13 protein-coding genes and 3 pseudogenes are annotated in these 11,870 nt (G+C 60.2%); 3 read left to right on the forward strand and 13 right to left on the reverse strand.

Annotation, left to right across the window (positions count from 1 at the left end; genetic code table 11):
- Window positions 1-113 precede the first annotated feature (113 nt).
- The 13 genes and pseudogenes from QRN50_RS26065 to ubiE all read right to left on the reverse strand — a co-directional run bounded on the left by QRN50_RS26065 (window position 114) and on the right by ubiE (window position 10,371).
- A complete protein-coding gene (locus QRN50_RS26065; RefSeq protein WP_428844688.1) occupies window positions 114-989 on the reverse strand; it encodes a methyl-accepting chemotaxis protein in 876 nt (291 codons plus the stop codon).
- Window positions 972-2,141: pseudogene (locus QRN50_RS26070) on the reverse strand (methyl-accepting chemotaxis protein); the annotation flags it as partial. The gene QRN50_RS26065 and the pseudogene QRN50_RS26070, both read right to left, overlap by 18 nt.
- Before the next feature lie 118 nt (window positions 2,142-2,259).
- Entirely contained in the window at window positions 2,260-3,123 is an 864-nt protein-coding gene (locus QRN50_RS26075; protein ID WP_445081658.1) for a methyl-accepting chemotaxis protein, read from the reverse strand.
- Window positions 3,115-4,176 (reverse strand): annotated as a pseudogene (locus QRN50_RS26080) (methyl-accepting chemotaxis protein); the annotation flags it as partial. The gene QRN50_RS26075 and the pseudogene QRN50_RS26080, both read right to left, overlap by 9 nt.
- An 88-nt stretch (window positions 4,177-4,264) precedes the next feature.
- A complete protein-coding gene (locus QRN50_RS22045) occupies window positions 4,265-4,972 on the reverse strand; it encodes a 16S rRNA (uracil(1498)-N(3))-methyltransferase (RefSeq protein WP_024641272.1) in 708 nt (235 codons plus the stop codon).
- Entirely contained in the window at window positions 4,969-5,769 is an 801-nt protein-coding gene (gene tatC / locus QRN50_RS22050; RefSeq protein WP_011266364.1) for a twin-arginine translocase subunit TatC, read from the reverse strand. Before tatC ends, QRN50_RS22045 begins: the two co-directional genes overlap by 4 nt.
- Window positions 5,766-6,242, reverse strand: coding sequence for a Sec-independent protein translocase protein TatB (gene tatB / locus QRN50_RS22055; protein ID WP_024640650.1), 477 nt, complete (start codon window positions 6,240-6,242; stop codon window positions 5,766-5,768). The genes tatC and tatB overlap by 4 nt, the downstream gene beginning before the upstream one ends.
- Window positions 6,243-6,246: 4 nt before the next feature.
- On the reverse strand, window positions 6,247-6,522 hold the full coding sequence (locus tag QRN50_RS22060) for a twin-arginine translocase TatA/TatE family subunit (protein ID WP_096127487.1): 276 nt from the start codon (window positions 6,520-6,522) through the stop codon (window positions 6,247-6,249).
- 44 nt (window positions 6,523-6,566) lie between these two features.
- Window positions 6,567-6,899 carry a phosphoribosyl-ATP diphosphatase gene (locus QRN50_RS22065; RefSeq protein WP_002551631.1) on the reverse strand — a complete coding sequence of 111 codons (333 nt, stop codon included), beginning with the start codon at window positions 6,897-6,899 and terminating at the stop codon, window positions 6,567-6,569.
- A 2-nt stretch (window positions 6,900-6,901) separates the two neighbouring features.
- The gene (hisI, locus tag QRN50_RS22070; RefSeq protein ID WP_003403068.1) at window positions 6,902-7,294 is read right to left on the reverse strand and encodes a phosphoribosyl-AMP cyclohydrolase; all 393 of its coding nucleotides are present in this window, start codon (window positions 7,292-7,294) and stop codon (window positions 6,902-6,904) included.
- A 67-nt stretch (window positions 7,295-7,361) separates the two neighbouring features.
- The gene (gene ubiB / locus QRN50_RS22075) at window positions 7,362-8,981 is read right to left on the reverse strand and encodes a ubiquinone biosynthesis regulatory protein kinase UbiB (RefSeq protein ID WP_003316635.1); all 1,620 of its coding nucleotides are present in this window, start codon (window positions 8,979-8,981) and stop codon (window positions 7,362-7,364) included.
- Window positions 8,978-9,601 carry a ubiquinone biosynthesis accessory factor UbiJ gene (locus QRN50_RS22080; protein ID WP_003403066.1) on the reverse strand — a complete coding sequence of 208 codons (624 nt, stop codon included), beginning with the start codon at window positions 9,599-9,601 and terminating at the stop codon, window positions 8,978-8,980. The genes ubiB and QRN50_RS22080 overlap by 4 nt, the downstream gene beginning before the upstream one ends.
- The gene (gene ubiE / locus QRN50_RS22085; protein ID WP_002551635.1) at window positions 9,601-10,371 is read right to left on the reverse strand and encodes a bifunctional demethylmenaquinone methyltransferase/2-methoxy-6-polyprenyl-1,4-benzoquinol methylase UbiE; all 771 of its coding nucleotides are present in this window, start codon (window positions 10,369-10,371) and stop codon (window positions 9,601-9,603) included. Before ubiE ends, QRN50_RS22080 begins: the two co-directional genes overlap by 1 nt.
- Before the next feature lie 144 nt (window positions 10,372-10,515).
- On the opposite strand from ubiE, the gene QRN50_RS22090 reads away from it, so the two are divergent.
- The 3 genes and pseudogenes from QRN50_RS22090 to QRN50_RS22100 all read left to right on the forward strand — a co-directional run bounded on the left by QRN50_RS22090 (window position 10,516) and on the right by QRN50_RS22100 (window position 11,760).
- The gene (locus QRN50_RS22090; protein WP_011266368.1) at window positions 10,516-10,794 is read left to right on the forward strand and encodes a polyhydroxyalkanoic acid system family protein; all 279 of its coding nucleotides are present in this window, start codon (window positions 10,516-10,518) and stop codon (window positions 10,792-10,794) included.
- Window positions 10,795-10,855: 61 nt separating this feature from the next.
- A pseudogene (locus tag QRN50_RS22095) lies at window positions 10,856-11,057 on the forward strand (phasin family protein); the annotation flags it as partial.
- A gap of 10 nt (window positions 11,058-11,067) precedes the next feature.
- A complete protein-coding gene (locus QRN50_RS22100; protein WP_024641273.1) occupies window positions 11,068-11,760 on the forward strand; it encodes a phasin family protein in 693 nt (230 codons plus the stop codon).
- Window positions 11,761-11,870 lie beyond the last annotated feature (110 nt).

Genomic DNA, 11,870 nt, shown 5'->3' on the forward strand with positions numbered 1-11,870 from the left:
TTGGCGGCCCCTTCGCGGACAAGTCCGCTCCTACGCCCGTTGGGCAGAATCAAAAGCAGGCTGGTGTATAACGCCAAGCGCTCCAGCGTCGGAATCCTTGCGTCGCAGATCTATCAACCCACCCTGAATTTCCCCACCAGTGTCTGCAGGTGGGTTCCCAGTCTGGCGAGTTCGACGCTGGAGGCAGCGGTTTGTTCGCTGGCTGCGGCGGTTTGTTCGGAGATGTCGCGTACGCTGATGACGTTACGGTTGATCTGTTCGGCGACCACGCTCTGTTCCTCGCTGGCGGTAGCGATCTGTTCGTTCATGTGCTGGATCGTCGCCACGGTGCGGGTGATCTGCTCCAGTGCGCCACCGGCACGACGGCTCAGTTCAACCGTGTTGTCAGTCAGGGTGCGGCTGCTGTCCAGAGTGGTTGCGACCTGTTGTGTGCCGGTTTGCAGGGCGGCGATCAGCTCTTCGATTTCCTCGGTGGATTTTTGCGTGCGCTGCGCCAGACCACGCACTTCATCGGCAACCACCGCGAAGCCGCGCCCGGCCTCTCCCGCGCGGGCTGCTTCAATCGCCGCATTGAGAGCCAGCAGATTGGTCTGCTGTGAAACAGACTTGATCACGTCAAGAACGCCGACGATCTTGTTACTCTCCTGCTTGAGCGTGCTCATCGACTGCGTGGAGTTCAGCACTTCGCGAGCCAGTTGCTCGATCTGCGTGATCGCCTGCCCGACCACTTCATCGCCGCTGCGCGCCTGTTGATCCGCCTGAGCGGCTGCCTGCGAAGCTTCTTGCGCATTGCGCGCGACTTCCTGCACGGTCGCGGCCATTTCATTCATGGCCGTGGCCACCTGGTCGGTTTCGTCTTTTTGGCTGGTGACTCCGATGCAGGTCTGTTTGGTCACCGCGGATAGCTGTTCGGCCGCGCTGGCGATCTGCGACACGCCCTCGCTGATGCCGCCAACCAGTTCGCGCAGGCTGACGGTCATGGTCTGCATGCTGCCTTGTAACTGACCCATTTCGTCACGGCGTGTGACCGATATGTCCCGGCTCAGATCGCCCTGAGCGATGCGCGCTGCGGCACTGAGTGTCTGCTGCAACGGCACGGTGATCTGTCGGGTCATGATCCAGGCGGCAAGCAATCCGATCAGCAGTGCCAGACCTGCAACACTGCTCAGCATGGCGCTGGAATTAGCCGCCTCGCTGTCGCGCTGTGCAGTCTGCAGGCGATTCAGCGCGCCGACGGAGTCCAGCAGCGTTTCGCCAAGGCCTTCCATGATTTCCTGATCCGCTTCGGCCTTGGTCTGTATCTGCTTGAACTCGCCAAGCCGTTCGCGATAACTCTGCAGGGCTGCGGTCGCCGGTGTCAGGCCCTGAAGGCTTTCGTTGCCCTGATCCTGAGCGATCTGCCCGATTTCCTTGAGCGCTTCGTCGATGGCCGCAATGGCTGCGCTTTCATCCGCGTCGCGGGTGGTGAAGGTATACGTCTGCACTTGATAACGAGCGGTCTGGACCTGCTGCCTCAGTTGGGAAATATTGGTGAATTCCTCCATCCGCTCGCTGCTGTCCTGTTCCTGGCTGACGCTTTTGAGCACTTCTACCTCAACCTGCGCGATGGCCTGCAAGGCCTGTTCCGAGGTCTGCTCCAGGCGCGTGCGTATCTGGTTGCGGGTCTGTCGGTTGTCGCGAACGTCCGCGAAGGTCTTTTCGATCCTGTTCAGCGTCTCGAACTGCCCGTTGAGCAGCTTGATGGTTGCCTCCTCGTCACTCTGCTTGTGCAGCAGGGTGAGCTGGGCTTTCATTTCATTGAGCTTTTCTGTAACCAGCGCCGTGCTCTCCGGGGTTTTCTGGACGCGGTCAGTGATTCGCTCGGCGCGCAGATCTTTGGTCAGACCGTTGAGCTGGGCGATGTCCGAGAGCGACTCCGAGCGGTCGATCATGGTGTACAGGCCATGCCAGCCCGTCAGTGTGATGATCAGCGTCAATAACAGCACCAGGCCGAAACCCAGGGACAGTTTGAATCTGACGTTCATGTTGCCGAGCGCTTGATTGATCAGTCGGAACATTGGAATCTCCTGCAATGAGCGAACAAAAGCACGTTCCGAACCCGTCGGGACATGCGTTGTGAGCGCATCGGCGTGGCGATTCATTGCGTGACCTGAGAAGGTCGTAGGAGATTTCCGAGCAGGGAGGAGGGGTGAAAGGTGTCACATTTTGTCGGGAAAAATGGCCCGCGCCGAGTGCTGACGCGGGCTGTGTCCTGACAGGTCAGACGGTGAAACGGCTCACCAGCACCTGAAGGTGATTGCCCAGTCTCGCCAGTTCTACACTGGACGCCGCGGTTTCTTCACTGGCTGCAGAGGTCTGTTCGGACACGTCACGGACATTGATGATGCTGCGGTTGATCTCTTCGGCGGTCGCGCTCTGTTCTTCGGCGGCAGCCGCAATCTGCTGGTTCATGGCCTGGATCGACGAGACGGTTTTGGTGATGTTCGCCAGCGATCCGCCGGCCCTGCGGGTCAGTTCCACGCTGCTGGTGCTCAGCTCGCGGCTGCTGTCCATGACGGTGGTTGCCTGTTGTGTGCCGCTTTGCAGGCGGGCAATAAGCGCTTCGATTTCTTCAGTGGATTTTTGCGTGCGTTGCGCCAGGCTGCGCACTTCATCGGCAACCACCGCAAAGCCCCGACCGGCCTCACCGGCGCGTGCTGCCTCGATAGCGGCGTTCAACGCCAGCAGGTTGGTCTGTTCGGCGACCGATTTGATGACGTCCAGCACGCTGCCAATCTTGTCGCTTTCCTGTTTCAACGCGCCCATTGCTTCGCTGGAGTTGCCCACCGCAGAGGCGAGACGTTCGATTTGCGCAATGGCCTCGTTGACCACCCGTTCGCCATCACGGGCCTGACGGTCTGCCGCCACTGCTGCTTCCGAGGCTTCCTCGGCGTTGCGCGCGACCTCCTGAACGGTTGCCGTCATTTCATGCATGGCGGTGGCCACCTGATCAGTCTCGACCTTCTGACTGTTGACCCCGGCACTGGTCTGCTCGGTAACCGCCGACAGCTCTTCCGCAGCGCTGGCAATCTGGGTGACGCCATCACGAATCCCGCCGACCAGTTCGCGCAGACTGACCGTCATGCGCTGAATCGTGGCCTGCAGCTTGCCCAGTTCGTCCTTGCGATCGACCTTGAGGTTGCGGCTCAGGTCGCCCGAGGCGACCCGCTCCACTACTTCGAGAGTCTCCTGCAGCGGGGTGGTGATCTGGCGAGTGATGACCCACGCCGCGAGAATGCTCAACACCAGCGCCAGCGCAGTAGCAGCGGCGATCATCGTGACCGACTTGGCGCTGTCTGCGTCGCGGCTCTTGTTCTGTCTGGCAATCAGGTCGTTGCTGGTGGCGAGCATGCTGACGCCCAGCGTGGTCATTTTATCCAGTGCGGCCTTGGAGGCGGCCTGGGCATCGCGGTATTTGCCCACAGCCGCGCGGTAGCCATTCAGCCCGGCGATGGCCTGTTGCAGCATGGGCGAATAAGTGGAAGAAATGTCGCCAGCCAGCGTGTTGATCCCGGTCACAGCGTCATCGATGGCTTTATTGGCGTCCTTTTCGAAATCGGGACGGCCGCTGTAGGTGTAACCACGTACCTGAAAGCGCGCCTGCTGAATCAGCTTGCTGACGCCGACGATGCCATTGAAGGCCAGGATGTTATCTTCCTTGAGCAGTTCGGCTTCGATCCTGTTGGCCTGATCCACTGCCTTGTCGGCGTTTTCGCCCATCTGGCTGCGGCTCGCTTCGCGGGTTTCGATCGCCTTGCTCATGTCCTCGAACGACTGCCGATAGTCCCGCGTTGCCTGAATCTGGACATCCAGCAACTGCAGGTTCTCGGGGGATCGCAGCAGGTTTCTGGCGGTTTGCAGTGCAGCGTCGAGCTCATCGAGTGTACTTCTGACCTTCGCTGCAGTCTCTGCGTTGTACAGCACCTCGTAGCTCATACGGTTGATGCGCAACTGAAGGGTCAGCTCATTGACCTCTGCAATCGCAGTGACACGGTCCCCACGATCGATCAGCGCCTGATTGCTGAACCAGCCGGTGGCTGAAATCATCAGCGTCATCAACAGCACCAGACCAAAGCCGATCGCCAATTTCAGGCTGACACTCGCATTGGCGAGGCTTTTGGATAACCCACGAGACATGATCACTCCTTGACGTCTTTTGTCCTAAGTATCCGACTGCATCGGCCAGTTATCGGTTAACTGAAGCGATTGAGTCGACACTGACAGCTTAGAACAAGCGAGCGAGAAGGGCCGTTACAGCGGTTTCGACGCGCAGGATGCGTTCGCCCAGTTGCACGGGCTGCAAACCTGACTGGCGCAACAGATCGATTTCGTAGGGTATCCAGCCACCTTCAGGGCCGATGGCCAGCGTGATCGGTTGGGTGACCGCACGTGGGCAGGCCGGGAAATCACCGGGATGGCCAACCAGGGCCAGTGTGTCGAGCGCGATCTGCGGCAAGCGATCTTCAACGAACGGCTTGAAGCGCTTTTCGATCACGATTTCAGGCAGCACCGAATCGCGCGCCTGCTCCAGGCCCAGAATCAGCTGCTCGCGGATGGCTTCGGGCTCGAGAAACGGCGTCTGCCAGAAGCTTTTTTCCACCCTGTAGCTGTTCAGCAGAATGACTTTCGGCACGCCCATGGTCGCAACGGTCTGAAACACCCGGCGTAACATCTTCGGGCGTGGCAACGCCAGCAACAGGGTAAGCGGCAGCTTTGCCGGCGGAGCACTCTGCAGCTCGACACGCAGCTCTGCTTCATGCGGTTCAAGGCGCAGCAGTTGGGCATTGCCCAGCAGGCCATTGACCCGGCCCACACGCACACTGTCGCCAACCTCTGCGCGGTGCACCTCCTGCATGTGCTTCAGGCGGCGGTCACGCAGGACCACCCGGTCCGCCGCAATGAAATCGGCTTCCTCAAGCAGCAGCAGGTTCACGGAGTGGTCGCGGGCGGCTGATCCTGCTTGTCAGCGTCCTCGGCCTCATCGTCCGGATGTTCGCCACGCTTCTTGATCATCGTGCTGCACAGGACGCCCAGCTCGAAGAGCAGCCACATCGGCACCGCCAGCAGCGTCTGCGAGAAGATGTCCGGCGGCGTGAGGATCATGCCGACCACGAAGCAGCCGATGATCACGTAAGGGCGGATCTTCTTCAGGTACTTGACGTCGACGATGCCGATCCACACCAGCAACACCACGGCCACCGGGATTTCGAAGGCCACGCCAAAGGCGAAGAACAGCGTCATCACGAAGTCCAGGTAGCTGGCGATGTCGGTCATCATCGACACGCCTTCCGGCGTCACGCTGGCGAAGAAGTGGAAAATCAGCGGGAAGACCAGGAAGTAGGCGAACGCCATGCCTGCGTAGAACAGGATGATGCTCGACACCAGCAATGGCACTGCGACACGCTTCTCGTGCTTGTACAGGCCCGGCGCGATGAAGCCCCAGATCTGATGCAGGATGACCGGCATGGACAGAAACAGCGCGACCATCATGGTCAGCTTGAACGGCGTGATGAACGGCGAGGCCACATCGGTGGCGATCATCGTTGCGCCTTCAGGCAGATAGACTCGCAGCGGCGCCGAGACCAGTGTGTAGATCTTCTGCGTGAAGTAGAACAGGCCGGCGAAAATCAGGAAGACTGCCGCAACGCAGCGCAACAGACGTGTACGCAACTCGGTGAGGTGCGAGATCAGCGGCATTTGCTGATCATTTTCCGGGGTATCAGCGCTCATGGTGCTCGCGGTGGCAATGACGAATCGTGGGCGGGAGGCGCCGGGACCGGTGTGCCGGCGTCAGCCGGTTTGGCGGTTTTCTCCAGCGACAGCTCGGTCTTTGGTGCCGCAGGTTGGGCAGGGCCGATTTCGTGGTGTGCGGCTTGGTCGTGCACGGGGCTTGCAGCTTCGGCCGCAGCGGGCGCTGGCGGCGGGTTTGCCGGCTCCGGGCTGTTCTCGGACGGCTGATTGGGCGCGAACATTTTGCGCGCTTCGTCTTCCATCGAAAGAATATGCTCGTTGTGCAGCTGCCGACGAATTTCGTCGGCCCCGATTTCACGTTCAACTTCCTGTTTGATCGCATTGAAGCTGCGCTTCAAGCGGCCGATCCATAAGCCTGCGGTGCGTGCAGCACCCGGCAGGCGCTCGGGACCCAGTACCAGCAAGGCAACCAGGCCGACAAGCAGCAGTTCAGAGAAGCTGATACCGAACATGGGCTTAAACCTGGTCTTTGCGGATCTGCTCGTCGACTTTGTGCGCCTGCGCGTCGATGGTGTGCGGCTGATTCAGCGGCGAGCCCTGTGGGGCTGGCTGGGCCTGCTGGGGTTGAGGTGCAGGCTGTTCGGCAGGCTTGTCGTCGTCATTCATCGCCTTGCGAAAGCCCTTGATCGATTCGCCGACGTCGCTGCCCAGGCCCTTGAGTTTCTTGGTCCCGAAAACCAGTACTACGACGATCAGGATGACGATCCAGTGTTTCCAGTCAAAAATACCCATGAAACAGTCCTCGTAAAAGAGTTCAAGCTTGAAAGGGGAGAGCGTTACTCTGCCGTGCGAGCGGCTTTTTCCGCGTGACCGGACAAGCCGAATCGGCGGTCCAGTTCATCGAGCACGGCCTGTGGGTGCTGACCCAGCGCGGCGAGCATCACCATGCTGTGAAACCACAGGTCAGCGGTTTCATAAATCACGTCACTGCAATCGCCGCTGACCGCAGCGTCCTTGGCAGCGATGATGGTCTCGATCGACTCTTCGCCGAGCTTTTCCAGAATCTTGTTCAGGCCCTTGTGATACAGGCTTGCGACATAGGAGCTGTCGGCAGCGGCGTCCTTGCGTGATTCCAGCACTTCGGCCAGACGGGACAACGTATCAGTCATGTTCAATGGCCTGCAGGGTAAATAGCATCAGGATCTTTCAGAACCGGGTCTACGGTCTTCCAGCCTGACTTTTCATACACTCGGTAGAAGCAACTTTCGCGGCCGGTATGGCAAGCGATGCCACCGATCTGCTCGACCATCAGGATAATGACGTCGGCGTCACAGTCCAGGCGCAGTTCATGCAGCTTTTGCACATGACCCGATTCTTCACCTTTGCGCCAGAGTTTGCCACGCGAACGCGACCAATAGATGGCACGGTTCTCGGCCGCGGTCAGGCTCAGGGCCTCGCGGTTCATCCAGGCCATCATCAATACCCGGCCGGTCTTGTGATCCTGAGCGATTGCAGGCACCAGACCGTCGCTGTTCCAGTGAATCTCGTCCAGCCAGTCTTTCATATCTACTCCGGCAGCCGGCTTTCATGCCCGGCGGATTGAACAGTGTGCCAGCGCCATTCGCTGCTGGCTATCGGCGAACGATCAGATACAGCCCGGCGATCAGCATGATCGCGGCCGGCCACGCGGTGAGCGTCAGCAACTGGGTGGCGGCCTCGCTCATCACCCAGCCCTGTATCGCGCCGCCGACCAGCAATGCTGCACCGATCAGCCGCAGGACCGGCTCGTCCTTGCGATCGTGCCAAGGGCGTGGCGGGTCCGAGGCGTGCGGGCGGGACATGCGTTCCAGCAGGTCACGGGTCATGCCGGCGATGTGCGGCAATTGCTCGACCTGTGATTGCAGATTGCCCAGCAGGGTTTTCGGGCTGACCCGTTCACGCATCCAGCGCTCCAGATAAGGCTGCGCGGTGCTCCACAGGTCCAGTTCAGGGTACAGCTGACGACCCAGCCCCTCGATGTTGAGCAGGGTCTTTTGCAGCAGAACCAGTTGCGGCTGGACTTCCATATTGAAGCGGCGTGCGGTCTGGAACAGGCGCATCAGCACCTGACCGAAGGAAATATCCTTGAGCGGCTTCTCGAAAATCGGCTCGCAGACCGTGCGGATGGCCGCTTCGAATTCATTGAGCTTGGTCTCTGCCGGCACCCAGCCCGAATCGATGTGCAGTTGCGCAACGCGACGATAATCACGTTTGAAAAAGGCAAACAGGTTACGCGCCAGGTAATCCTGATCTTCCGGGGTCAGGCTGCCGACGATACCGCAGTCGATGGCAATGTACTTCGGCGCCCACGGGTTGACCGTACTGACGAAAATGTTGCCGGGGTGCATATCGGCATGGAAGAAGCTGTCGCGAAAAATCTGCGTGAAGAAGATCTCCACGCCGCGCTCGGCCAGTAATTTCATGTCGGTGCGCTGATCCGCCAGCCCGGCCATGTCGGTGACCTGCAGGCCGTAGATACGCTCCATGACCAGCACTTTCGGCCGGCACCAGTCCCAGTAGACTTGTGGCACGTAAAGCAGGTCGGAGCCTTCGAAGTTGCGTCGCAACTGGCTGGCGTTGGCCGCTTCACGCAGCAGGTCGAGTTCGTCGTAGATGGTCTTCTCATAATCCATCACCACCTGCACCGGGTGCAGCAGGCGGGCATCGGCGGAAACGCGCTCGGCGGTGCGGGCGAGAATGAACAGCCATGCCAGGTCCTGACCGATGATCGGCTTGAGGCCGGGGCGTACCACCTTGACCACGACTTCTTCGCCGGTCTTCAGGCAGGCGGCATGCACCTGGGCGACCGAAGCGGATGCCAGCGGCTTCTCGTCGAAGCGGCTGAACACGTCACAGATGCGCGCGCCAAGCTGTTCTTCGATCAGCTTGATCGCCAATTGCTGATCGAACGGCGGCACGCGATCCTGCAGCAGCATCAGCTCGTCGGCGATGTCCTCGGGCAGCAGGTCGCGCCGGGTGGACAGCAGTTGCCCGAACTTGATGAAAATCGGCCCCAGGTCCTGGAGCGCCAGGCGAAAGCGTACGCCACGGCTCAGCTCGGATTTGCGCCGTGGCAGCCAGCGCCAGGGCAGCACGAAACGCAGCGCGAGCATCCACCACGGCAGGGGCAGGGCGAACAACAGGTCATCAAGGCGATAGCGGATAACGACACGTTGAATGCGAAACAGACGGCGGACGGCAAGCAGCTTCATGCGTTATCGCTGGTATTGAGGGAGTGGGCAAGGCGGGCAAAGCGCGCCTCGAGGCGTTCCAGATCGAGTTTGATCTGATCGAGTTCGGCGAATCGTGCTTCGGCTTCGTGTTTGCCTACCAGCGTGCGCGATTCTTCGCTGAGGTAGTCGGTGACGTTCTGGCTGAGGCTGTTGAAGCTTTCCCGCGTCCAGCGCCCACTGTTGCGCAGGTGGCTGCTGAACAACTGGCTGGCCACCGGGCCGATCCAGTTGGACAGTTCGTGCTCCCAGTCCAGCTCCAGGTCCTGAAGAATGCCGACCAGTTCCAGCAGCGCGCCGCTGTCACCGTCGAGTTCGACGTCCGGGCCGTGCAGCACAGCGGTCTTGTCTTTGCTCAGGGACAGACGCACCAGGCTGGACGCCGGCGCACGCAGGGTGCAGTCGGCTTCGGCAGCCCAGTCAGCGGCGAGCAGCAAGCCTTGGTCGCTGGGCAGGATGAACAGCTTCAGGGACGGATCGCGACAGTCCACCGCAATGACACGTCCGGACAGACGCGCCATGCGGGGCAGCGCGGTGCTGTCCAGGCGCAGCACCCGATTGATGCCGTGCTCGATGCTGGCGAGCAGCCCCCGGAGCAACATCAGGGTTTGATACCGCGGTGCAGGGCCACGACGCCGGCAGTCATGTTGTGATAGGTCACGCGGTCAAAACCGGCTTCTACCATCATCGACTTGAGGGTTTCCTGGTTGGGGTGCATGCGGATCGATTCGGCCAGATAGCGGTAGCTTTCCGAATCATTGGTGACCAGCTTGCCCATCAACGGCATGAACGCGAACGAGTAGGCGTCGTAGGCCTTGGACATCAACTTGTTGGTCGGCTTGGAGAACTCCAGCACCAACAGGCGACCACCCGGCTTGAGCACGCGCAGCATGGAACGCAGGGCGTCTTCCTTGTGCGTCACGTTGCGCAGGCCGAACGCGATGGTCACGCAGTCGAAATGGTTGTCCGGGAATGGCAGCTTCTCGGCGTCTGCCTGGACGAACTCGACGTTGCCCGACACACCCAGGTCCAGCAGGCGGTCACGGCCGACCTTGAGCATGGAGGCGTTGATGTCAGCCAGTACCACCTGGCCGGTCGGGCCGACCAGGTTGGAGAATTTGCGGGTCAGGTCGCCCGTGCCGCCAGCAATGTCCAGCACGCGGTTACCGGTGCGGACGCCGGACAGCTCGATCGCGAAACGCTTCCACAGGCGATGCATGCCGCCGGACAGCAGGTCGTTCATCAGGTCGTACTTGGCCGCTACCGAATGGAAAACCTCAGCGACTTTTTCTGCCTTCTGGCTTTCCGGTACATTTTTGTAACCGAAGTGAGTCGTAGGTTCGGCATCGCTGCCTTTGCGCTGATCGTTCATATCGCTTCACCGGAATAGAGTGCGGGTCATTCTAATCGCCAAGGCCGGCTTTGTCTTGACAAGGCTCACCTGCAACGCTTTCTTGGATGCGGGCGGGTGTATATAGTTGCGCCGCATTTCATATGACGATCAAGGAAGCCTCCGATGGCCAAGATAACCGTTGAACGCCCGCACGCCCTGGGCCTCGAGAAGGCCCGCAAAAAGGCCGAGCAACTGGTCGAGAAGCTGTCCACCCGATACGGACTGGCCCACGAATGGGCTGGCGATACCGTAAAACTGGAGGGCAAGGGCGCCAAGGGTGAGGTCGAGGTCGAAGAGGCTTTGATCCGCGTCAACATCGAGCTGAACTTCATCCTGTCGGCCATGAGCGGTTCGATCAAAACAGAAGTCGAGCGCGTTCTGGACAAGGCGCTCGCTGCCTGAGTGCCGTATGCAGACCTGCTGATTTTTCTTCGCCGCCGTGTGCCCATGCGCTCTTTTATGCGCGCAAATCGACAGAATCGAGCGTGCTTTCGACCTTCGAGTCGCAAAGGCCTTGAACCGGATCGGTATCGCGTCTACACATGATGTAGACACGCTCCTTGCCAGGCTCGATGAGCCGCCGGTGCTGCATGAGCGTGTCGGGCCGATAAAAGCTCGAACGCTGCGTGCCGAAACGACTCGGGCGTTCCACGTCTGGACGATAAGGAGAACAGGATGGCTGGCAAGAAAAAAACCGAAAAAGATGGCAGCTCCTGGATGGGCGAGGTTGAGAAGTACTCTCGTCAGATCTGGCTGGCTGGTTTGGGCGCGTATTCCAAAATCAGCAATGACGGCAGCAAGCTTTTCGAGACGCTGGTGAAGGACGGCGAGAAGGCCGAGAAGCTGACCAAGGTCGAAGCGCAGAAGCAGCTCGATGACGTCAAGAACACCAGCAAGTCGGCCAAGTCCCGCGTGGACGACGTGAAAGACCTCGCGGTTGGCAAGTGGAACGAGCTGGAAGAGGCTTTCGACAAGCGTCTGAATGGCGCGATTGCGCGCCTGGGTGTGCCGAGCCGCAGTGAAGTACAGGCGCTGAACAGCAAGGTCGACCAGCTGACCCGGCAGATCGAGCTACTGACGGGCGCGAAAGCCAGACCGGCTGCTTCGCGCACTGTGGCGGCCAAACCGGCAGCGACGAAGAACGCGGCGAAACCGTTGGTCAAGGCTGCGCCCAAGCCAGCCGTCAAGAAAGCAGCGGCCATGCCCGTCGAGGCTGCCAAAAAGCCTGCCGCTACGAGCACCCGCAAAACCAGCACCGCGACCAAAACTGCAGCAGCGAAAAAACCAGCGACAAGAAAGCCGGCGGCCAAACCTGCTACCAAGCCCCCTACGCCGGCCGTGCCGGAAAAACCAGCGATTCAGTCCTGATACTTGGCTGCAACAAAGAAGATAGGACGCAGAGCGTCCCGAACGGCATACCCACGCGGAGCATGGGCACGATCGGTGTCTTGAGGACGCCTATCGTTCCGCACGCTCCG

The sequence above is a fragment of the Pseudomonas sp. MEJ108 genome, from assembly GCF_030208985.1.
Taxonomy (GTDB): domain Bacteria; phylum Pseudomonadota; class Gammaproteobacteria; order Pseudomonadales; family Pseudomonadaceae; genus Aquipseudomonas; species Aquipseudomonas fragariae.